Annotated in this window: 17 protein-coding genes and 2 pseudogenes; 9 read left to right on the top strand and 10 right to left on the bottom strand. The window is 64.1% G+C overall.

Annotation, left to right across the window (positions count from 1 at the left end):
- Positions 1-3 precede the first annotated feature (3 nt).
- The 3 genes and pseudogenes from HY30_RS20485 to HY30_RS09615 form a co-directional block, all read right to left on the bottom strand.
- Positions 4-357, bottom strand: a pseudogene (locus HY30_RS20485) (DUF2155 domain-containing protein); the annotation flags it as partial.
- The gene (gene mlaD, locus HY30_RS19260) at positions 354-1,028 is read right to left on the bottom strand and encodes an outer membrane lipid asymmetry maintenance protein MlaD (RefSeq protein ID WP_051615264.1); all 675 of its coding nucleotides are present in this window, start codon (positions 1,026-1,028) and stop codon (positions 354-356) included. The gene mlaD and the pseudogene HY30_RS20485, both read right to left, overlap by 4 nt.
- Entirely contained in the window at positions 1,021-1,413 is a 393-nt protein-coding gene (locus HY30_RS09615; RefSeq protein WP_034739614.1) for an NADH:ubiquinone oxidoreductase subunit NDUFA12, read from the bottom strand. The genes mlaD and HY30_RS09615 overlap by 8 nt, the downstream gene beginning before the upstream one ends.
- A gap of 185 nt (positions 1,414-1,598) precedes the next feature.
- On the opposite strand from HY30_RS09615, the gene HY30_RS09610 reads away from it, so the two are divergent.
- The 3 genes from HY30_RS09610 to HY30_RS19250 all read left to right on the top strand — a co-directional run bounded on the left by HY30_RS09610 (position 1,599) and on the right by HY30_RS19250 (position 5,976).
- Positions 1,599-2,747 (top strand): FG-GAP repeat domain-containing protein, encoded by a 1,149-nt coding sequence (locus HY30_RS09610; protein ID WP_034739611.1) that lies wholly within the window; start codon positions 1,599-1,601, stop codon positions 2,745-2,747.
- 103 nt (positions 2,748-2,850) lie between these two features.
- On the top strand, positions 2,851-5,091 hold the full coding sequence (locus tag HY30_RS19255) for a TSCPD domain-containing protein (protein ID WP_051615262.1): 2,241 nt from the start codon (positions 2,851-2,853) through the stop codon (positions 5,089-5,091).
- Between the two features lie 150 nt (positions 5,092-5,241).
- Positions 5,242-5,976 carry a pentapeptide repeat-containing protein gene (locus HY30_RS19250; protein WP_051615260.1) on the top strand — a complete coding sequence of 245 codons (735 nt, stop codon included), beginning with the start codon at positions 5,242-5,244 and terminating at the stop codon, positions 5,974-5,976.
- Positions 5,977-6,052: 76 nt separating this feature from the next.
- On the opposite strand, the gene aspS is transcribed toward HY30_RS19250, so the two are convergent.
- Positions 6,053-7,885, bottom strand: a complete 1,833-nt coding sequence (aspS, locus tag HY30_RS09595) for an aspartate--tRNA ligase (protein ID WP_034739609.1) — start codon at positions 7,883-7,885, stop codon at positions 6,053-6,055.
- A 97-nt stretch (positions 7,886-7,982) separates the two neighbouring features.
- Here aspS and rnd point away from each other — a divergent pair, with 97 nt between their 5' ends.
- A complete protein-coding gene (rnd, locus tag HY30_RS09590) occupies positions 7,983-9,149 on the top strand; it encodes a ribonuclease D (RefSeq protein ID WP_034739606.1) in 1,167 nt (388 codons plus the stop codon).
- 16 nt (positions 9,150-9,165) lie between these two features.
- On the opposite strand, the gene HY30_RS09585 is transcribed toward rnd, so the two are convergent.
- The 4 genes from HY30_RS09585 to HY30_RS09570 are packed head-to-tail and all read right to left on the bottom strand — an operon-like array spanning position 9,166 to position 14,591.
- A complete protein-coding gene (locus HY30_RS09585; RefSeq protein ID WP_034739604.1) occupies positions 9,166-10,647 on the bottom strand; it encodes a Ppx/GppA family phosphatase in 1,482 nt (493 codons plus the stop codon).
- Positions 10,644-12,818 (bottom strand): RNA degradosome polyphosphate kinase, encoded by a 2,175-nt coding sequence (locus HY30_RS09580; RefSeq protein WP_034739603.1) that lies wholly within the window; start codon positions 12,816-12,818, stop codon positions 10,644-10,646. Before HY30_RS09580 ends, HY30_RS09585 begins: the two co-directional genes overlap by 4 nt.
- A gap of 35 nt (positions 12,819-12,853) precedes the next feature.
- On the bottom strand, positions 12,854-13,537 hold the full coding sequence (locus HY30_RS09575; protein ID WP_034739601.1) for a P-loop NTPase family protein: 684 nt from the start codon (positions 13,535-13,537) through the stop codon (positions 12,854-12,856).
- Between the two features lie 25 nt (positions 13,538-13,562).
- The gene (locus HY30_RS09570) at positions 13,563-14,591 is read right to left on the bottom strand and encodes a hypothetical protein (RefSeq protein WP_034739599.1); all 1,029 of its coding nucleotides are present in this window, start codon (positions 14,589-14,591) and stop codon (positions 13,563-13,565) included.
- A 107-nt stretch (positions 14,592-14,698) separates the two neighbouring features.
- Between HY30_RS09570 and purM the strand changes: the two genes are divergently transcribed.
- Together purM and purN are read left to right on the top strand one after the other, a co-directional pair.
- A complete protein-coding gene (purM, locus tag HY30_RS09565) occupies positions 14,699-15,724 on the top strand; it encodes a phosphoribosylformylglycinamidine cyclo-ligase (RefSeq protein WP_034739597.1) in 1,026 nt (341 codons plus the stop codon).
- Positions 15,721-16,311, top strand: a complete 591-nt coding sequence (gene purN, locus HY30_RS09560; protein WP_034739595.1) for a phosphoribosylglycinamide formyltransferase — start codon at positions 15,721-15,723, stop codon at positions 16,309-16,311. Before purM ends, purN begins: the two co-directional genes overlap by 4 nt.
- Positions 16,312-16,653: 342 nt before the next feature.
- Here the strand turns inward: purN and HY30_RS09555 are convergent, their stop codons facing one another.
- Positions 16,654-18,327, bottom strand: a complete 1,674-nt coding sequence (locus HY30_RS09555) for a M20/M25/M40 family metallo-hydrolase (protein ID WP_034739593.1) — start codon at positions 18,325-18,327, stop codon at positions 16,654-16,656.
- Positions 18,328-18,500: 173 nt separating this feature from the next.
- Here HY30_RS09555 and HY30_RS09550 point away from each other — a divergent pair, with 173 nt between their 5' ends.
- From HY30_RS09550 to HY30_RS09540, 3 genes are all read left to right on the top strand, one after another.
- A complete protein-coding gene (locus HY30_RS09550; RefSeq protein WP_034739592.1) occupies positions 18,501-19,142 on the top strand; it encodes a glutathione S-transferase family protein in 642 nt (213 codons plus the stop codon).
- A 61-nt stretch (positions 19,143-19,203) separates the two neighbouring features.
- Positions 19,204-20,058, top strand: coding sequence for a formate/nitrite transporter family protein (locus HY30_RS09545; RefSeq protein WP_034739590.1), 855 nt, complete (start codon positions 19,204-19,206; stop codon positions 20,056-20,058).
- A gap of 122 nt (positions 20,059-20,180) precedes the next feature.
- Complete coding sequence (locus tag HY30_RS09540) at positions 20,181-21,125, top strand: alpha/beta fold hydrolase (RefSeq protein ID WP_034739586.1); 945 nt, start codon at positions 20,181-20,183, stop codon at positions 21,123-21,125.
- Here HY30_RS09540 and ndk read toward each other — a convergent pair.
- Positions 21,103-21,210, bottom strand: a pseudogene (gene ndk, locus HY30_RS20620) (nucleoside-diphosphate kinase); the annotation flags it as partial. The gene HY30_RS09540 and the pseudogene ndk overlap by 23 nt on opposite strands.
- Positions 21,211-21,313: the final 103 nt, after the last annotated feature.

Below are 21,313 nucleotides of genomic sequence, written 5' to 3'. Positions count from 1 at the left end.
TGACGCATACATCCAGCCCGAAAACAGTTCCGGATTGTCATCGCTGGTCGTCGCAACTTCGCTCGCGTCGACCGCTGCTTCCATGGTTTCCACAGCCACAGGTTGGGTCGAGTGGATCTGCAGGAAGGCAGCGCTTTCCGGCGCTTCTTCAGGCGGTGTCTGATAGCAGGCTTTCAGCTCGACCTTCAGCGAACCGAACACGACCGGCTCGCCCACCTTCACTTCGATATCCGTTGACCGGCCGGTAATCTTGTCCAGCGCCCGCAAGGTCGCCCTGTCCTTCTGCACATAGGTTGCAGCATGGGCTGCCCCGATGAGGCCAAGGCCAAGAGCCGTTGCGGCAAGGAATCGGATCATTGGCCGTCATCTCCAGAAGGCGCAGGATAGGGATCATCCGCCGGAGCGGGGTAAGGGTCCGCCGCAGCCGGCTCGCTGTCGGCGGCGGGTGTCTTGGCAGGCTCAGGCTTTTTCTCGGCTGCAGGCTGCTTCTTCGGCGCCGCCTTTGGCTCTGGTGCGGGCTCAGGGGCCGCTTCTGCAGGCTCGGCAGGCGCTTCAGCTGCATCGGCCGTGTCGCCGCCACCACCACCGCCCGCAAACGAAGCGAACAGGGTCAGCAGGTCAACGCTGCCGCGCGTATACTGGATTTCACCGGTGCCGTCCTGCGGGATGACATCAAAGCCGCCACCGGGCTCAAGGCCGATATAGCTGCCGCCAAGGAGGCCATCGGTCGAGATGCGCGCGTCCGTATCGTCCGGCAGCTCCCATTTCTTGTCGAGCGCCAGGGTCAGCACGGCTTCAAAACGCTCAGGGTCTCCCTCGATGGATTTCACAACGCCGGCCTTCACGCCCGCGATGCGCACATCGGAGCCACGCGAAATGCCGGACACATTGTTGAAGCGCGCGATCACCGTGTATTGGTCACCGCTGGCTTCGGCATCGCCGCCGACGGCCAGCGCGAACCAGAGGAAGACGGCCGCAACCGCGACAACGACTGCGCCGACGAGTGTTTCAAAGATCGATTCACGCATCTGGGGTCCAGGCCTCATAGTCGCCGTCAGATTTCTGCCGCACGCCGCTGGCGCCTACGCTGCCTTTCGGCTTCACGGCATAGGGTGTGCCGGTCATGTTCGGTGTGTGATCGGTTTCCCAGTCGCGCCGCTCAAGCGGCATATGGGTTGGCGGCTGGTCCACGGTGTGGTGCAGCCAGCCATGCCAGTCGGCCGGTACTTTGGACGGCTCGGCGAGGCCCTCATACATCACGTAACGGCGATGGCGGCCTTCGAGCGACGTCTTGCGCTCCTCGAAATACTTGTTGCCATACTCATCGGTGCCGACATAGCCGCTGCGCCGCTTGATGTCGAAATTGGCGCCGACGGTATTCCCGTTCCACCAGGTGAAAATGTGCTTCAGCATCGTAGGCCTGTCCTGACGTGACTTGATGGCGGCAATATGGCGCCAGTCGGCCTGTTAATCCAGACCGCCGCGGCAGGCAATGCGCCGCATGGCCGGATTGCATCGCATTGAGGCGTGCTGTGGGTGACGACGGGGCCGATGTCGGATAGCGTCCGGATACTGCCAAGACTTTGAAAGGGCCACCAATGTACGGATCATTCAAGGCCGCTGGACTGTTCGCAGTGCTCCTGTCAGTCGGGTGTACGACCGCACCTGCATCCGCAGATCCGACTGCAGATGCCCCGGAACTTGCCTATCGCAATTCGCCATTTTTCATGTTCGATAGTCCGGACGGTTTCAGCGCGAATATCGCACTGGCTGACGTGGACAATGATGGCGATCTCGATGTGCTGCTGGCCAATGGACGCCACTGGGCACAGCAGGATTATGTCTACCTGAACGCCGGCAATGGACGGCTGCTCGAAGCCCGGCCAATAGGCGACACGATGGGGCCCTCGTACATCGTCTTGGCGGGCGACATCGATGGCGACGGGGACGTGGATGCCGTGATGATTCGCGATGTCCTACCAGCGCAAGCTTTCCTGAATGACGGCACCGGAAGGTTTTCGTTCGCGGGGCTCATTCAGGGCACGGGCGGAGCGGCGCGCAATGCCATCCTGACGGATCTGAACGAGGATCAGGCGCTCGATATTGCAATCGCACGTCGCGGCGGGACAAACCTGTTGGTGATGGGCCGGGGCGACGGCACATTCGAGGCCGCCACGCCGCTCGCAGGCCCTGAGGACGGCGCGACCGGTCTTGCGGCGGCCGATATTGACGGAGACGGCGACGTGGACCTCGCCTTTGCCCGTCGTGACGACAATGAAAGCCTGATCCTGCTAAACAACGGCGCGGCTGAATTTACGGCCCGCGCTTTGCCGAACAGCCGCGGCGACCATCGCCAGGCCATTCTCGCTGACCTGACAGGCGATGGCCGCGTGGACCTGCTGCTCTCAGCCATAGACGCGGAAAGCCCCCTCTTCATCGGCGACGGCAAAGGCAATTTCACCCTTGGCGGACGCCTTGGCTCTGCCAGCGAGGCGACACAGGCGCTCGCGGCAGCAGACCTCGATGGCGACGGCGATATCGATATCGTCGTGGGCGCTGGCGAAACTTCGAATGGCGTCTATTTCAACGACGGAAAGGGCACGTTCACCGCGCTCACGCTCGATGACGAAGCTGAGGACACATATGGGGTCGCAATAGGCGACATGGACGGGGACGGCCTGCCCGACCTTGTTTTCGCCAATTCCCAAGCGCCCAACGTCGTTATGACGGCACGGCGGCTGAAATAATCGCCCAAATTTCGCACCGATCTCTGTATTTGCCGAGTTTGACGTTGAAGCCTGACCGCCCAGGGGTCACGCTGGCAAGAAGTGATTCGCGAAGGAGCCGCTTATGCCTGACCAGAGCCTCGACGAAATCCTCTCAGCGGCCGAATCAGACGGCCTGATCTCCGCCGAAATGCCTTTCGGTCGCGTCTGCCGCGCTGCCGGACTCGCGCCCAAGGACATGACGCCCCACGCGCTCGATCATCTGGCCTCCGCCGCCTCCGTCGCGAGCCTCCAGAGCGTGTCACAACTCGCCCTCGCCGAAATTCTCGAACGCCTCGGCCCCGCCCCGCGCAATGCCGAACTCGCCGAAGCGCTCGCCTCCGGCCTGCCTCAGGACCTGCTGGAAGAGGCCCTTCGCCTGCCCGGCGGCATCCTGCGCACGGCAGACGCCCTGCGCGCCGCCGCCGTCGATACGCCTGCCCCGCCACCCGCTGTCTTCACCGCCAAACCGGTCGATATTGCGCTGGAACCTTCGCTCCTCGCCGCCCTGCGCGAAGGGGGCGAAGTCTTCTTCCTGCAATCCGCCCTGCCCGCCGCCGCCACGCCTGCCCGCGTCGTCGACGTGGCCCAGGCCGTCAGCCCGGACGGTTTCGAGGACGGCTTCCTCGTCTCTGCCATCGAGGCCGCCGCCGCGCAGATGAAGGAGGGCGTGATCCTCCTCACAGGCCTGGGCGCCGCCGTCATGGCCCTTGGCCTCGACTATGGCTCTGATGACGGCATTGCCGCTGGCGCTGCGCTCACGGCCCTTGTCCGCGCCGCTGCGACGGGCGCAGCCTTCAGTGCCGCGCACGCCAAACCGCTCGGCCTGCAGGCCCGCAAGGCGTCCACCAGGCGCCCCTGCCAGGTCCTGATCCTGCCCATTGTCGACCCAATGGTCGCCCTGCCGGAATGCGAGAGCGATGCGGCCGCGCCCGTCCGCGCCGTCCTCACCTATGGCGACGACGCCCCGAGCCTCACTCGCGCGGCCCGCCTTGGCCTCGCTGCCCGCGCGCCTGAAGCCCTGCCCGGCGTGCTCGAACAGATCAGCCATGCCGGCGCGCAGGATCTTGAAACCTCCCTCGGCACAGCCCGCCTGCGCGACCGTGGCTTCACCGAAGCCGCGCTGGACCGCGTCAGCCGCGCCCTCGGCGAAGGCCTGCCGCTCAACGCGGCCTTCTCCCGCTGGGTGCTCGGCGACGAGATCATCTCCCACGACCTGAAGCTCACGCCTGAGAATTTCGACGCGGACGGACGCGGCGTCCTCTCGGCCATGGGCTTCTCCCGCGCTGACATCGCCAGGGCCGAAGCCGCCATTGATGGCGCTGGTGAAGCCCTTGCTTCGCGCGCCCTGCAGGAATGCGGCTTCGTGCTGGATGTCTCCGCCGAGGACGAGATCCGCTTTGCCGCGGCCTGCAACAAGGTGCTCGGCGGCGGTGTCACCGTCCCGGTCAGCGCCCGCGCCGGGCTCGACATGGCCGAAGCCATCACCGCGGACGGCCTCTCGGCCCATCTCATGGGCCACCGCTCGCCGCCCGGCGACGATGTCCGCGACCGGATGGAACATATCCTCTCCCTCGCCGAGGAACTGGCCGAGGAGGCCGACACGCCACAAGCCGCCCCAGAGTTCACAGAGGCCCGCAGCGCCGCCCGCACGCGTCTGCCGGACCGCCGCAAGGGCTATATCCAGAAAGCCACTGTCGGCGGCCATAAGGTCTACCTGCACACAGGCGAATTCGATGACGGCCAGCTCGGCGAGATCTTCCTCGACATGCACAAGGAAGGCGCCGCCTTTCGCAGCCTGATGAACAATTTCGCCATCGCCACCTCGATCGGCCTGCAATACGGCGTACCTCTGGAAGAATTCGTCGACGCCTTCGTGTTCACGCGCTTCGAGCCGGCCGGCCAGGTCACCGGCAATGACCGCATCACCCGCGCTACCTCCATCCTCGATTATATCTTCCGCGAACTCGCCGTCTCCTATCTCGGCCGCGACGACCTCGCCGAAGCCGATGTCACGCATGACGGCCTCGGGCGCGGCGCCGGCGATGCCACGCGCGAGCCGGCCCCCTTCACCGAAGAGGCCGCCCAGATCATCTCGCGCGGCTTCTCACGCGGCCAGCTGCCGGACAATATCGTCATCCTCGACAAACGCCGGGCCGAGAAACAGGCCGAATCGGACCTCGACGATGAAGCCGAGGAACTCGCCCCCCCGCCCTACCTCGAACAGGGCTGCGAAGCATGCGGCAGCTTCACCCTCTTCGCCGTCGGGGAAGATGGCGACACAGCCTGTGACACGTGTGGTGAAGAAGGCCGCCTCTCCCGGTAATATCGCTTGTATTTCCGGTAATATTCAGGGGTTTACGCAGCGGAAACACTTACGCGACAATCCGGCAACACTTGTGACACATCTGCAGTTGTTACAGTTTGTTCAGTATGGACCGCTACCACAAAGCGATATTCCGGATACATGACTGGTATGCCTTTTCGCCTGATTTTGCCTGCCGTGATCGCCCTCCTGGGCGCAGCCTTCCCGGCTGTCGCGCAGGGTAAACCCGTCGCGTGGCAGCCCGGCTATGTCGGCTCGTGCGGGGGATGCAACCTCGCTGGCCGCAACATGTCCGGCTGGACGCTCAGCGGCGCCAATTACCGGGAAGCCAATCTCGAATTCGCCTTCATGCGCGGCATCCAGGCCACCAGCACCAATTTCGAAGGCGCCAATGCCTCCGGCGTTGACCTGCGCACAGCCTTGCTGACAGCCGCCCGTTTCTCCGATGCCATCCTCACCAATGCCCGCCTGATGGGCGTACAGGCGTCGGGCGCCGAGTTCCGCAAGTCCATCCTGCGCGGCGCCAACATGCAGGGCGCGCTGATGGTCGGCGCCAATTTCTCCGATGCCGACCTTGGCGAAACCCAGCTGGATGAAGCCGACCTTTCCGGCGCCAATCTCAGCGGCGTGAAGTTCGACAAGGCCGTGATGAAAGCCACCATCCTCAATGGCGCCAACATGACCGGCGTTGTCATGACCGGCGCAGACGTGGCCGGCGCCTCGTTCCGCGACGTGCGCTTCATCGGGGCCGACCTTTCGGGCATGAGCCATCACGATCTGGCGAATTTCGACGGCGCCTGCAGCTCGATCGACACGCTGATGCCGCCGGGCCTGCTCCTGCCCCTCTGCGGCGACGTCATCATGGCGAGCGCCACGGCTCAATAAGCACGCATCCAAACGCTCCGCAGTCCCGGCCTTCGCCGGGACCTCAGGCAATTGAAGAATTCAGGCCGCTATCGCTTCAGGACTTAACCTGAGGCGCCATGCGGATATTCAGCTCTTTCAGCTGCTTGTCGTCGACAGGGCTCGGGGCCCCCATCAGCAGGTCGCGCGCCTGGCCGTTCATCGGGAACAGCGTGACATCGCGGATATTCTCGGCATCCGCCAGCAGCATCACGATCCGGTCGACGCCCGGTGCGATGCCGCCATGCGGTGGCGCGCCATAGCGGAACGCGTTCAGCATGCCGCCAAATTCAGCTTCGACGACTTCCGGACCATAGCCGGCCATCTCGAAAGCCTTCAGCATCACGTCAGGACGGTGGTTCCGGATGGCCCCCGATGACAGTTCGATCCCGTTGCAGACGATGTCATACTGGAAGGCCTTGATGTCGAGGATTTCTTCCTCGGTCTTGGCGGCGTTCAGGGCCTCCATACCGCCTTGGGGCATTGAGAAGGGGTTGTGGCTGAAATCGATCTTCTTGTTGTCTTCGTCATATTCGAACATCGGGAAGTCGACGATCCAGCAGAAGCGGAACACGCCCTCTTCGATCAGCTCAAGCGACTTGCCAAGCTCGTTGCGGGCAGCGCCCGCCAGCTTGTAGGCCGCGCCCTTTGCACCGGCGGAGAAGAACACGCCGTCTCCGGCGCCAAGCCCCATATGCTCCAGCAGGGCCGCCAGATGGCCCGCCTCAAAGCCCTTGAGTACCGGGTCCTGGCTGTCCACACCGCCGCCGTCGGCCTCTTTGAGGCGTGCATAGCCAAGGCCGGGCGCCTGCATCTCTTTCTTGGCCCACTTGTCCATGTCATCGAAGAACTTGCGGGACTTTTCAGCCGCAGCCTTCGGCGCCGGGATCGCGATAACCTTGCCGCCGCCCTTGATGATCTTCGCGAAGATGCTGAAACCGGTCTTGCTCTCATCCGCAAAGAATTCGGTCACATCGGACAGCTCCAGCGGGTTGCGCAGGTCCGGCTTGTCAGAGCCGTATTTCGTCATGGCTTCGGCGTAGGGAATGTGCACGAACGGTTCAGGCGGGACCGAGCGGCCTTTGCCTTCCCAGTCGGCGAATTCCTCGAACACGCCCCGCATGACCGGCTCAATCGCGCCAAACACGTCATCCTGCGTGACAAAGCTCATTTCGATATCGAGCTGGTAGAATTCGCCCGGGCTGCGGTCAGCGCGCGCATCCTCATCGCGGAAGCAAGGCGCAATCTGGAAGTAGCGGTCAAAGCCGGACACCATCAGCAATTGTTTGAACTGCTGCGGCGCCTGCGGCAGCGCGTAGAACTCGCCCGGATGCAGTCGCGACGGCACGAGGAAGTCGCGCGCGCCTTCCGGGCTGGACGCCGTCAGGATGGGCGTCTGGTATTCGGTGAAGCCCTGCGCAATCATGCGCTGGCGCAGGCTTGCGATGACCTGGCTGCGCAGGATCATGTTCTTGTGCAGCGTCTCGCGGCGCAGGTCGAGATAGCGGTGCTTCAGGCGGATATCTTCCGGATAGTCCGGCTCCGCAAAGACAGGAAGCGGCAGTTTTTCAGCGGCGCTCTCGATAATCAGCGTATCGGCCGGCAGTTCCACTTCGCCGGTGGGCAGTTCGGGATTAACCGCCTCTGCCTCACGCGCAATCACCTTGCCGGTCACCGTCAGCACGCTTTCGGCCGAGGCCCGCTTGGCGTCTTCATAGAAAGGCGCCCCCGGGTGCACCACCACCTGCGTCAGGCCATAATGGTCGCGCAGATCGATGAACAGGGCGCCGGCATGCTCGCGGCGGCGGTGCAGCCAGCCGGACAATTTGACGGTTTCGCCCACGTGGGACTTGCGAAGTTCACCGCATGTATGGGTGCGATAGGCGTGCATCGGATCGTTTCTCCGGTAAGGCAGTCATTAGAAATCAGGGGCGCAAGGGCATTTAAGCCCTTTCACTTGTCAAGGGCCTGCGATACGCAAGCCCGCGATGACTGACAACACCTTGACTCCCATTACTGAGCAGTCGGCGCTCGAAGACCTGTGCGGCAAACTGGCCGAATCGGACTTCATCTGCGTCGATACCGAATTCCATCGGGAAACGACCTACTGGCCGGAACTCTGCCTCGTGCAGGCCTCCGCACCGGGAGTCGAGGGCCTGATTGACCCTCTGGCCGAGGATCTGGACATCGGTCCCTTCCTTGACCTGATCGCCATGGATAACCGGGTAAAGGTGTTCCACGCCGCCCGGCAGGACATCGAAATCTTCAATCGCCTCATCGGCCACCCGCCCGGCCCGATCTTCGACACTCAGGTCGCCGCCATGGCCCTCGGCTATGGCGACTCGATCTCCTATGACAATCTGGTCCAGCGCGTCGTGCGCCGCCAGATCGACAAATCCAGCCAGTTCACTGACTGGATGCGCCGCCCGCTCAGCCAGAAACAGCTGATCTACGCGCTGGGAGACGTCACTCACCTGCGCGACATCTACCTGATCATGCGCGAAGAGCTGGAAAAGTCCGGCCGCATGAACTGGGTCCGTGAGGAAATGGCCGATCTGGAAGATCCCGCCAAATACGACACCGACCCGATGAATGCCTGGCAGCGGCTCAAACTGCGCAAGCCCAAGAAGGACTATGCCGCCATCGTCGTGGCCGTGGCCGCCTGGCGCGAACGCCTCGCGCAGGAACTCGACAAGCCCCGCCGCCGCATCCTCAAGGATGACGCGATCCAGGAAATCGCCGCCCAGAAGCCGCGCAACGAGAACGACTACAACCAGCTGCGCGCTGTGCCGTCGGGCTTCATCCGCTCCAAGCATGGCCAGGGTCTGATGGAAGCCGTGATCGAGGCCATCGACAATCCGGACAAGTTCGCCCCCGAGCTGGAGCCGCGCGTGCAGAATGCGCAGATCCCCGCCGGCGCGCCGGAATTGCTGAAAGTCCTGCTCAAGCATGTCAGCGACGAGCACAATGTCGTGCCCCGCCTCATCGCCAACGCGGCCGACATCGACCGTATCGCCCGGGGCGAGACGTCGGAAGACATCGCGGCCATGACCGGCTGGCGCTTCGACATGTTCGGGAAAAAGGCCCAGGCCCTGCTCAACGGCCAGCTCGCCGTCTCCTTCCAGGGTGGCCAGGTCCGCCTCTTCGACGTCTAGGCCAGCTTTCGCAGGCCTAGACCTCGACGACCTTCGGCTTCAGCCGCAGCTGGTTAGCCGTCTGCGACAGCCGCCGCAGCACCGTGTCCGACACCATCGGCGCGTCCACTTTCAGCACATGCAGCTCCAGGTCGCCGCCTTTCCGCGCGAGGCTGGCCCGCTGCAGGATCGGCCCGGACCGTCCCGAGAACACCGCGCCGAGCCGCATCGCGCTGCCCAGCTGCTTGGCCCGGTCGGCCTGCTCGTCCGTGGTCAGCCCGAGATATTCACTCGGCCGCTTGAAATCCTTCTCGTACCGGCAGCCGATCGCGTAGGCGATCATCGCCCGCTCGGCATGGCTCACGCCCGCATAAGGCGCCCTGAGCGCCTGTTCATAGGCCAGCAGCGACCGGTGGTCCGGATGGAAGCGCCCGGCGCTGTCGGCCATCATGCAGGCCGCCTTCTCGATCCGCGCATCGGCGGCCGGTGAGCCGAACAAGTCCGCCTCCGGTCCGAAGGCCGGGCTGACAAATTCGTGCAGGGCCTGCCCGAACGCAATCTGGTTATGGTCAAGCCGCCCGAAAGCGATCACACCGTCCAGCAGCGGATCGGTCACCGCCGCCCCCGTCAGGTCGCGCAGCACGCCTTCGCGCAGGCCGCCGGACGATATCGTCACGCCCTCCAGCTGACTGCTCGCCAGCACCTCTTCCAGGATCATCGCGGCGATCGGCAGGTGTTTCGCCCGGCGCCGGTCCACCTTCTCGATCACGCTGCGGGCTGCCGGGTTGGTCACGCTGTCGAAGCAGAGCTTCGCCGCCCGCGCCACCTGCCCCTCGTTCATCTGGTAGCCCTGCAGCACGTGCAGGGAATAATCCTCGATATCCATGTTGAGCCGGGCGAACGAGCGCCAGGCGCCGCCCACTGCATAGAAACGCCCCTGCGCCCCCGGCAGCGCCTTGGACTTCTTCAGCTCTGTCTTCACCTTCTTGCGCAGCTCGCGCAGGTCCATCACGTCCTCGGCCAGCGATAGCGGCCCAAGCAGCAGGCTTTCCCCCATCGCCTTGCCATAGCCGATGCGCTGGAACTCGAGGCTCGATCCGCCAAGGTCGCCCATCACGCCCTTGGGCTGGTGGAAACTCGCCTCCACGCCCAAGGCAGACAGCCGCGCCTCGTCCGCGCCCGACAACACTCTAACCGGACGCCCCAGCACGCGCCCGGCTTTCTTCACGAAGTCCGGCCCGTCGCTGGCCTCGCGCACGGCCGCCGTCGCCACGGCCGTATAATTACGCAGGTTCAGCGCTTTCAGGATCGCTCGGTACCGGCTCAGCGCGCCCAGCGCCGCCTCGCGGCCCGTCGGCGACAAGGTCCCGCGCTTGATCAGCCCTTCGCCGAGGCCCGCCATGACCTTCTCGTTGAAGGTCTGCAGGATCGACGATCCGAGCACGTCATAGATCACGAGACGAACGGAGTTCGACCCGATATCGATAATGCCGGCGCGTTCTGATTTCGGGAACATCATGCCGACTTGCCGCCCTTGTGCGACAGGCGCGGCGGCAGGCTGACTTCCAGCGCGCTGCCACGACCTGACAGGCTGGGATTGTCCATGAAATACTGGTGCGCCGCGAAGGCTGTTTCGCGGTTTTCCGGCTTCACACGGCGATAGTCGCCATCCGGCTGCATGATCCAGCTCTGCGTCTCATCATTCAGGTTTGCCACCATGATCTGGTTCAGCACCTGGCGATGCACGGTCGGGTTCTCGATCGGCACCAGCGCCTCGACGCGCCGCGTCAGGTTGCGCGGCATCCAGTCCGCCGACGAGATAAACACTTTGGCATTCGGTGACGGCAGCGTCTCGCCATTGGCAAAGCAGACAATCCGAGAATGCTCCAGGAAGCGCCCGACAATGCTCTTCACGGCAATCGTCTCGGAAAGCCCCGGCACGCCCGGACGCAGGCAGCAGATGCCGCGCACGACCAGCGTGATTGGTACGCCCGCCTGGCTCGCCTCATACAGCTTGTCGATCACCTCCCCGTCCACCAGCGAATTCATCTTGGCCCAGATACCGCACGGCTGGCCCTTCTTCGAGGCTGCCGCCTCCGCCTCGATCATCCTGATCAGGTTCGCCCTCAGGTTCAGCGGCGACATGGAAATCTTCTCCAGCGCCGGGCCCACATCAGGCGGCTCGCGATAGGCCGTCACGAAGTTGAACAACCGGTTGGCATCCCTCCCCAGCGCCGCATCCGCCGTGAACAGCGAAAGGTCCGTATAGATACGGGCATTGATCGGGTGATAGTTCCCCGTTCCGAAATGCGTATACGAACGAAGCTCCGTCCCCTCGCGCCGCACGACCAGCGACACCTTGGCGTGCGTCTTGTACTCGATGAAGCCATAGACCACCTGCACGCCGGCCCGCTCCAGGTCGCGCGCAAGGCGCAGGTTCGCCTCCTCGTCAAAGCGCGCCTTGATCTCGACCAGCGCCGTCACGTTCTTGCCGGACTCGGCCGCCTCGATCAGCGCCGCCACAACCGGCGAGTTCGATGTCGTGCGATACAGCGTCTGCTTGATCGCCACGACGTGCGGGTCCGCTGCGGCCTGCCGGATGAACTGGACGACCACATCAAAGCTCTCGAACGGGTGGTGGACCAGAATGTCCTTCGCCCGGATCGCGGCAAAGCAATCGCCGCCCATCTCGCGGATGCGTTCGGGATAGCGCGGCTCATAGGGCGGGAATTGCAGGTCCAGCCGGTCGTCGACAATCAGTTCCGACAGCTGCGCCATGCCCAGGATACCGTCATACAGAACCGTGTCGGCCTGTTCGGCGCCAATCTCGTGGGTAATGAATTCACGCAGCTTGTCCGGGGCGCTCGACTGCATCCTGAGGCGCACGATCCGGCCCCGGCGGCGCTGCTTCAGCATCACCTCGAATTCGCGGATCAGGTCTTCGGCTTCTTCCTCGATCTCGATATCGCTGTCGCGCACGACGCGGAACAGGCACCGGTCCTTCTCCACGAAACCCGGGAACAATTCCTCCAGGAACAGCCCGATCACGTCTTCCAGCGCGATGAACCGCATATTGCCCTTGGTCGTCTTCGGCAGCCGGATGAAGCGGCGCACAAAGGCCGGCAGCGGCACGATGCCGACATGCCCTTCGCCCCCGGAACGGGAGGCAAGGTCAACGGCAATCGAAAAGCCAAGGTTCGGAATGAACGGGAACGGGTGCGCCGGGTCCACCGCCAGCGGTGTCAGCACCGGAAAGATATTGTTGCGGAAATAGGTCTCGAGGTCCGCGCGTTCCTTCTTGGTCAGCGCCGAGGCCGAAAGGACATGGATATTTTCCGCCGCCATTTCCTCTTTCAGGATGCGCCACTGTTCCTGCTGGTCCGCGATCAGGCGGAGGGAGGCCTTCTCGATCTGCTCGACCTGCTCGGAGGGCTTCAGCCCGTCCTGGCTCGGCTTGACGATGCCAGCCCGCACCTGCTCGCGCAGGCCCGCATAGCGCACCATCTCGAACTCATCGAGGTTGCTGGCCGAGATCGACAGGAAGCGCAGCCGCTCCAGCAGGGGGTGCGCCTTGTTGGCCGTCTCTTCCAGCACACGCCGGTTGAATTCCAGCCAGGACAGTTCCCGGTTGAGGAACCTCTCAGGCGACGCCTTCATCGCCTTGTTGGTCCGCGTCGTTCCGTCTGCCATGTTTGCCCCGTCAGCTTTCAGTTCAGTATCACGACTTAGCCGTCCGGCGCCCGATCCTGCATTGCATCGAGCACCTCCTTCACCAGCGGAACGCTGGGCGCCCGGCCCAGATCCGTCACGCCATCGCTCAGCCGCTCGGCAAAGGTCTCAATGGCCTCATAGGAGAGATCAAGCCGCGGAACCAGATATTTGAGGACATCCGGCTCCAGTTTGAGGAAATGTCGCACGGCGGCGGCCTTGAGACGGCCCATCATCATCGCCTCGTCCGGCGGGTCGATTTCCGTCACCGGCATGGAATTCAGGCGCGATTTCAGGTCCGCCGACGGCGCCTGCCATTGCGGCGGCGGCACATTGGCCGTCAGCAGCATACGCCCGGCGCCGCCCGAGATGAGGTTGATCAGCGACAACACCTTGTCGCCCGCCGGCACGCGGTCTGCGCCGTCGATCGCCGTAAAAGCCGCCGCCCGCGCGTCCACGTCCCGCGCCTTCAGGCTGGCAAAAGCCTTCGCCTCGAACACGTCCCCGCCAAACCGCTGAGCCCAGGCCTGCGCAATCGTGGTCAGTCCCGACTTGGGCGCGCCCACAAGGCAGAGGACAGGCGTCGGCCAGTTCTCCGGCCGCTGCACGATGCGCAGGGCGCTCTCGTTAACAGGCGTCACCACCAGATCGGCAAAACCGAGGCCCGTGGCGGGAAATCCAAAGCTTAACTGATCGGGCATGCCGGGACTGTCAGAACGCTCTGGCTCACGGCCTCGCCGTGGCAGACACGGCGGAACGCAGCACGAGGCCGTCTTCGCCATCGGGCGCAGTTGCCAGCGACACGCCGCGCTGCAGCAGGTCATTCTGCAGCCGTGGCTCGTCGCCCGCATAGGCAAAGGTCACCAGCGCGCCATCGCGGGCAATCGCGGTGATCTTGAAATCCGAGACGAGCGGCGAACGCGCCAGCGCGCCGCGCAGCGTGTTCCACTCGGCGAGCGACGTATAGCGTACGCTCGCATTGGTCGTCGTGCGCGTGCCACCCCGGATGATCGACAGCTGCTTCCAGTTCTCGTCCATCAGGGCAGAGGCTGCGGCGGCGGCATCCGCCAGCGTCGGCACTGAATTCGTCGTGCCGACCAGTTCGGTCCCGGCGGCCGTCACGGTCGACAGGGTCACGCGATAGGCGCCTTCGCTGCCGGCCAGTTCAGCCAGCACGCCGCGCCGCGCATTCACGGTCGCCGCTTCGGTCGAAACCTGCGACCAGTCGGAATAGTTGGAATAGCCGGGGTCCGTTGCCGTCACATAGGGTGTCAGCGCAGTGGAATTACGTGGGCCCAGCGCTGCCCGCCAGGCTTCCTGCGCCTGGTAGTTTGCGGCCAGCGGCACCATCAGGCTCAGCGGCCCCTGCGTGTCGACATAAGGCACGCCTTTTTGCTCGAGATGCGCGCGTACCATCAGCGGGTTCAGCACGACCGAAAGCACGCCGCGATAGCGCCCGGCGCCCGCCGTCTCTTCCTGCACGTCCACAGCCGCCGCGAGGCGCTCGGCCAGCGCGTAATCGACTGGCAGGCCGCCGACAGCGGCCCGGTCAGACGCCAGGGTGATCTTGTCGAGCAGGCGCCGCGCCGCTTTCTGGCGCGCCACCGACATGGCCGTATTGCGCGCTTCGATCACGCTCGCAGCCTGTTCATCGACTTCGATATTGCGGACAGTGTACACATCACGGGTATCTGCCATGGCTGGCAGGGATGCCATACAGGCGAGGAATACCGAGGCGAGAAGCAAACGAATCATGGTCAACGACCTCCCTGTCAGCCTTCCTTGTAGCAAGCTGATGCGGCGGCTGGAACCGCAAGCAGCACTGGATAAGGCGATTTCCCCATGCTAACGCGCGAGACATCATGACCGAAACGCCCAAAACTCCCCTTTCTTACCGTGACGCTGGTGTCGATATTGAGGCAGGCGAACGCCTTGTCGGCGCCATCGGCCCCATGGCCAAGGCCACAGCCCGCGCGGGCGTCATGGGCGGCCTCGGCGGCTTCGGCGCCTTGTTTGATTTGAAGAAAGCCGGATATGACGACCCCATCCTCGTCTCCGGAACGGACGGTGTCGGCACCAAGCTGATGCTCGCTTTCGACGTCGGCCAGCACAATACGGTCGGCATCGACCTCGTCGCCATGTGCGCCAATGACGTGCTTGCCCAGGGCGCAGAGCCGCTGTTCTTTCTCGACTATTTTGCCACCGGAAAGCTCGAAGGCGGTATCGCCGAAGCCGTCATTTCCGGCATCGCCGAAGGCTGCCGCCAGTCCGGCTGCGCCCTCGTCGGCGGCGAAACGGCCGAAATGCCCGGCATGTACCCCCCCGGCCATTACGATCTCGCCGGGTTCGTTGTCGGCGCCGTTGACCGCGACAAGGTTCTCCCCCGCATGGATGACATGGTCGAAGGCGACGTGCTGATCGGCATTGCCTCCTCCGGCCCCCATTCCAATGGCTATTCCCTCATCCGCCGCATCGTCGAGCGCGAAGGCCTGAACTATGCGTCGCCCTCGCCCTTCAGCAACGAGACCCTTGGCGAGGCCCTGCTGACCCCGACGCGTCTCTATTCGCACCTCGCCCTGCCGCTGATCCGCTCCGGCCTCATCAAAGGCCTCGCCCACATCACGGGCGGCGGCATCACCGAGAATACCCCACGAATGGTCCCGGAACACCTCAAGCCGGTCATAGACCGGTCCGCATGGACCCCGCTGCCGGTCTTCCAGTGGCTGCAGAAAGCCGGCAACGTGACCGAAGACGAGATGCACCGCACCTTCAACATGGGCATCGGCCTCATCTTCGCCGTCGCCGCCAAAGACACGGACGCCGTCACGACCCAGCTCGCGAAAGCAGGCGAAACCCCCTTCGTCCTAGGGCACCTCGCCGCGAAATGACCCGCCTCAACCTCGCGATCCTGATCTCCGGCCGCGGCTCGAACATGGAGGCGCTGCTGAAGGCCGCCGCCGCGGCGGACTATCCGGCAAAGCCCGTCCTCGTCCTCGCCAACCGCCCGGACGCAAAGGGCCTCGAAACTGCAATGGGTGCGGGCATCCCAGCCCTTGCCATCGACCACAAGCCCTTCGGCAAGGACCGCGAAGCCTTCGAACGCGCCATGGATGAAGCGCTCACGGAGGCTGGCACCGAAATCATCGCCCTTGCCGGTTTCATGCGCGTGCTGACGCCCTGGTTCGTGGAAAAATGGCAGGGCCGGATGATCAACATCCACCCTTCGCTCCTGCCCAAGTACAAGGGCCTCGACACCCACCAGCGCGCCCTCGACGCGGGCGACGTTGAGGCAGGCGCCACTGTCCACTGGGTCAGCCCCGGCGTCGATGACGGCGAAATCATCCAGCAGGCCAGCCTCCCCATCCTCCCCGGCGACACAGCCGACAGCCTCGCCGCCCGCCTGTTGCCGGTGGAGCATCAGCTCTATCCTGAAGCGCTGGCCAAGGCCTGTGCGCTGGTGTCCGCGCGCACCTAGCCCCTTCGCCCACACGTGCGAACTTTCATCCTCCCCTGCGCAGCCGGCGAGGCGTCACAGGCTGACAGCATGTGACGGAGGGGGAAAGGCCACGTCTCCCCCGCCCAAACTCAGCCCCCACTACAGATCCCCCACTCGCAATCCAACCCCACTCGCCTCCATGCCATACTTCCCCTGCTGCCCGGCCCCATCGGGCGGCAGCAAGCGGGGGAGGCCGGGTCGCAACCAGTCTACCCAAAACACCATCCATGCCAGCGGCCTCGTTTCCCCCGCTCGCTTTAAATGCAAAAAAACCGGAGGGCTTTCGCCCGTCCGGTTTCTGGCGCTGGATAGTGGGGAAGCCTAGTCTCGCGCGTCCGCACTCGCTTCGCGCAATCCCTTGAATTCCGAGGTAGTCTTCAGTTCCGGCCATTCTGTCGAATTGGCAAGTTCGCGGGTCATGTCGAGGAACAGTTCCACGTCCTGCGCGGCGCCCCGCAGGTCCCAATCGGCATCCCAGGCATCGTTCTGATTGTGATAGCGGTTGTCCGTATAGCCTTTGACCCAGGCATCCCCGGCTTCTCGGCCACCATCCACGAGGTCAGAGCCGCCAGCAATCCCCATGATCAGCAGCACGGGCACGCCGCGACGCGCCAACGAGAAGTGATCGGCGCGATAGAATAGACCGTTTTCCGGCAGGCCTTCGGGCGAGACGGTCCGGCCCTGTGTCGCGGCTGTCGCCGCCATCATCTCCTCCAGGTCGCTCTGGCCCTCGCCCACCTGGATCACATCATGCGCCGGCCCCGCCGTCTGCAGGATGTCGAGCGTGAAATTGGCAACCGTTGTCTCCAGCGGATAGACCGGATCCTGCGCGTAGGCTTCAGAACCAAGCAAGCCGCTTTCCTCGCCCGTCCATGCCGCAAACACGACTGTCCGCTCCGGCGCCGGTTCGGCTTTCAGGTTGCGTGCGATTTCCATGATTCCCGCAAGCCCGAGCGCGTCGTCATTGGCGCCCGGCATGACGACCCGTCCCTGCGCATCCGGCGCGCCAATGCCATAGGCATCCCAGTGTCCCGACAGCATGATCGTCTCATCCGGACGCGTCGTACCGGTTATCTTGCCTAGCACGTTCTGGCTCTCGACCGTTTCAACGTTCAGTTCCAGATCGGCATTGAAGCGGAGGTCGCCCAGCGGGAATGCCTTGAAATCGCGTTGCCGCGCCGCAATTCGCAGCGCGTCGAGATCGTAGCCTGCCTTGGCGACCCATTGTTTCGCCATGTCCTCATGCAACCAGCCCTGCAAGTCCACAGATGCCTTCGCACCCTTGCCGGCGACGGCATAATTCTCGCCAGGCGATGACGACGCCACGTTCCAGCCATACCCGGCCGCCTTGGTTTCATGCACAACCAGCGCTGCCACTGCGCCGCGCCGCGCCGCTTCCGCGAATTTGTAGGTCCAGCGGCCGTAATAGGTCATCCGCCGTCCGCCGAACACGCCCGCAACCGGGTTATCGTCTTCCACGCCGAAATCAGGATCATTGACCAGGAACAGCGCCACCTTCCCGGTCAGGTCCACGTCGCCAAAATCATCCCATTCGCGTTCCGGCGCCGTGACGCCGAAACCGACGAATACGACCGGCGCATCTGTCACGGTAATGGCATCGCGCGCATTTGCGGAGCTGATTTCAATGTCGAGACCCTGTTCTATATTGATCGTCTCCCCACCCGCCGTTACGTTCAGTGAACGTACATCCGTGATCATGGAGTGCTTGAGTGTGACTGGGACAGTCCACGCGCCATCGCGCCCGCCCGGCTCAAGGCCAAGTTCGGTGAACCGCTTGATCAGGTAAGCAACGGTCTTTGTTTCGCCTTCGGTCCCGGGACCACGGCCCATGAATTCATCCGAGGCCATGACCTTCACCGTTTCGGACATGTTCGCCGTATTGATGGGAGACGCATCGCCGCTATCGCCCGGGGCGCTCTGGCAGGCCACCAGGGCCATGCCGGCGCTCGCCAATATTGCTAGTGTCTTGATCATTCTTGTATTCCTTGTTCTGCTTGCGGCAGTGAAACCGAGGCCCCTTGTAACGGCATTTCCGCGCTCACCAATGTTTGATTCAGTGCGCGCCGGTCCGAGGACGCCAAGCCTGTTGCGCACTTGTCGCTGGCAAATTACGCATTTCTGCAAGGCAAGTGTCCGGAGTGAGTAGCATGATAACTGTTTACGGCGAAGGCCGCGGCTTCCGGGTCGTCTGGCTGCTGGAGGAAATGGGGCTGCCCTACCGGCTTCGCCCCGTCGACATGCTGGCGGGCGTCGAGAACGATCCCGTATTCCTCGCCATCAACCCGGCGGGCTTCATCCCCGCGCTTCAGGACGGTGACGCGATAATGGTCGAGTCCATCGCCATCATGGAATACCTGCTCGCGCGTTACGGGCCGACGCCGCTCGCCCCTGATCCGCACGATCCCGCCTTCCCCGCCTACCAGCAGTTCCTGCATCTCGGCGAAGCCGGCCTTGCCGCCTCCATGTTCTTCGTCGTGGTCGCCAAGATGCTCGCGCCCGAGGACGAGAAGGACAACTGGGGCGCCCGCAAGGCCATGCAGACCTTCGAGAGCCGCCGCACCATCGTCGCGCGCCGTCTCGCCCATGCGCCCTATATGGCAGGCGATACCTTCACCGCCGCCGACATCTCGATCACCTATGCCCTTCAGTTCGCCCGCCGCGCTGGCGGTGTGCCGCTCACGGAGGCCGAGCAGGCCTATGTCGCCCGCACCACCAACCGTGACGGCTATCGCCGGGCGATGGACACATGCGCGGCCACAAAGGAATGGGCCGAGGCGCTCGGAGAGTGATGCGCCCAAAGGACAGCATCATTGACGGCAACCTTATCGCGCCCCAACAGTTGTCCCCATAATGAACGAGCCAACCGCCCCGCCGGAAGACGGCACTGACGACCACATCTCCGCCGAGGAGCAGGTCGAAGCCAAGAAACTCACACGCCTGAAATCCCGTGTCGTCTACGAGACCATCCGGCAGGAGGGCGAGTCCGAACTCAACCGTCCGCAATCGGCCATCTGGTGGTCCGGCATTGCCGCCGGCGCGGGCATTTCCCTGTCCCTCATGGTCGAGGCCATGTTCCGCTCGCACCTGCCCAATGCCCCCTGGCGGCCGATCGTCGAGAATCTCGGCTACACGTCTGGCTTCCTGCTCGTGATGCTGTCGCGCATGCAGCTCTTCACCGAAAACACGATCACGACCGTCCTCCCCTCACTGGCCCAGCCCTGCCGGCGCACGCTCCTCGGCACGGCACGGCTCTGGATCACCGTCTTTGCGGCAAACATGATCGGCACATTCCTCGCCGCCCTCCTCATCGCCTATGGCGGCATACTCTCGCCCGAGGTCACCGCCACCACCGTCGAACTCAGCCACCATGTGGCCGCGTGGAGCGCCTCTGACACGTTCATGAAGGCCATTCCGGCCGGTTTCCTGATCGCCGCCATCGTCTGGATGCTGCCCAGTGCCGAGGGCAGCGAGTTCTGGGTGATCGTCTTCTTCACCTACATCATCGCGCTCGGCGACATGGCCCACGTTGTTGTCGGCTCGGCCGAGCTTTTCCTGCTCGCGGTGATCGGCGAGGAGAACATCTTGAAGCTCGTCACCATCAACCTCGTGCCCGCCCTCCTCGGCAACATCCTCGGCGGCACCGGCCTCTTCGCCATGCTCGCCTGGGGCCAGGTCAGCCAGGAAATGAGCGAAGAGAAGGAATAGGGCCGGTACCGGGACGCACACCCGGATCAGCCCCTTGCAGATCCGCACCTCCCGCGTTCTACTCAGTGGCCCGATCCGGCACGTGCCGAAGCCATGATCGCGCATGAGGGGAGGCCCGGCCCATGACAGTCTTGCGCATCTTCCTCATCGCCGCCGTACTCCTGCTGCTGGCCACGCTTGCGGTCGTCCTGCTGGCGCTGGCCGAGACACGGCAGAGGATCGCCGCGCTGGAGGCAGAGCGGTCCACGGCCGAAACCCGGCACGGCCAGATCGAATATGCCAGCTGGGGCAAAGGGCCGCCCGTGCTCGTCGTCCATGGCGCGGGCGGCGGGGTCGATCAGGGCCGCATCCTGGCGCAGGCGATTGGCGGCGACGGGTACAGATGGATTTCCGTTTCCCGCTTCGGCTATCTCGGCAGCGCCCTGCCCGAGACGCCTTCGACAGCGGCGCAGGCAGAGGCCTTCGCCGATCTCCTCGATACGCTGGGTGTCGGCCGCGTCAGCATCCTCGCCATGTCGGGCGGCGTGCCCCCGTCCCTCCAGTTTGCCGCCATGTATCCCGAACGGACCGACCGCATGATGTTGCTGTCGCCGGCCCCGTTCACGCCCTTTTCGCCCGAAGTGGAGGATCGCCCGATCGCGACCTGGGCCTATTCCGCGCTGCTCGGCAATGACGTGATCTACTGGACGCTCACAAAGGTCGCACGCCACCAGCTGGAGGCCGCCTTCGATGCCCGTGCCGACCTGCGCGAGGGACTGTCAGACGAAGAGGCACTGTTCGTTCGCGACCTGATCGATACCTTCCTTCCCGCCTCGCGCCGCCTCGCCGGGGTCAATAATGAAGGCGCCGCCGTCGATCCGTCAGCCACCTACAATCTGGAAGCCATCCGCGCCCAAGTCCTGATCGTGCATGCGCGCGACGACCGGCTGAACCCGTTCGCCGTCGGATCAAGCCTCGCCGCCCGCATCCCCCAAAGCCGCTTCCTGCCCCTGGACCACGGCGGCCACCTCCTCCTCGGCCACCACGCCGACCTCAGCCGGGAGTTCGACAGCCTGCTGGCTGAATGATGCGGGATTGGTAGTGCGGCGCGCCGGTCAGGTTGCGGTTGGTCGCGTCAGGCTTGATGATGGAAAATGTACGCTGGACAGCCATGGGGAAGTTCCTGTTGTGATGGAAAGGGGAGTGTTGGCGCGGCCTATTTGCCATGCTCGTCTGGGGCCAGGTCACCCGGAAAATGAGCGAAGAGAAGGAATAG

The sequence above is a fragment of the Hyphomonas chukchiensis genome (assembly GCF_000682695.1).
GTDB lineage: Bacteria > Pseudomonadota > Alphaproteobacteria > Caulobacterales > Hyphomonadaceae > Hyphomonas > Hyphomonas chukchiensis.
This window is presented reverse-complemented; position numbering and strand designations above follow the sequence as displayed.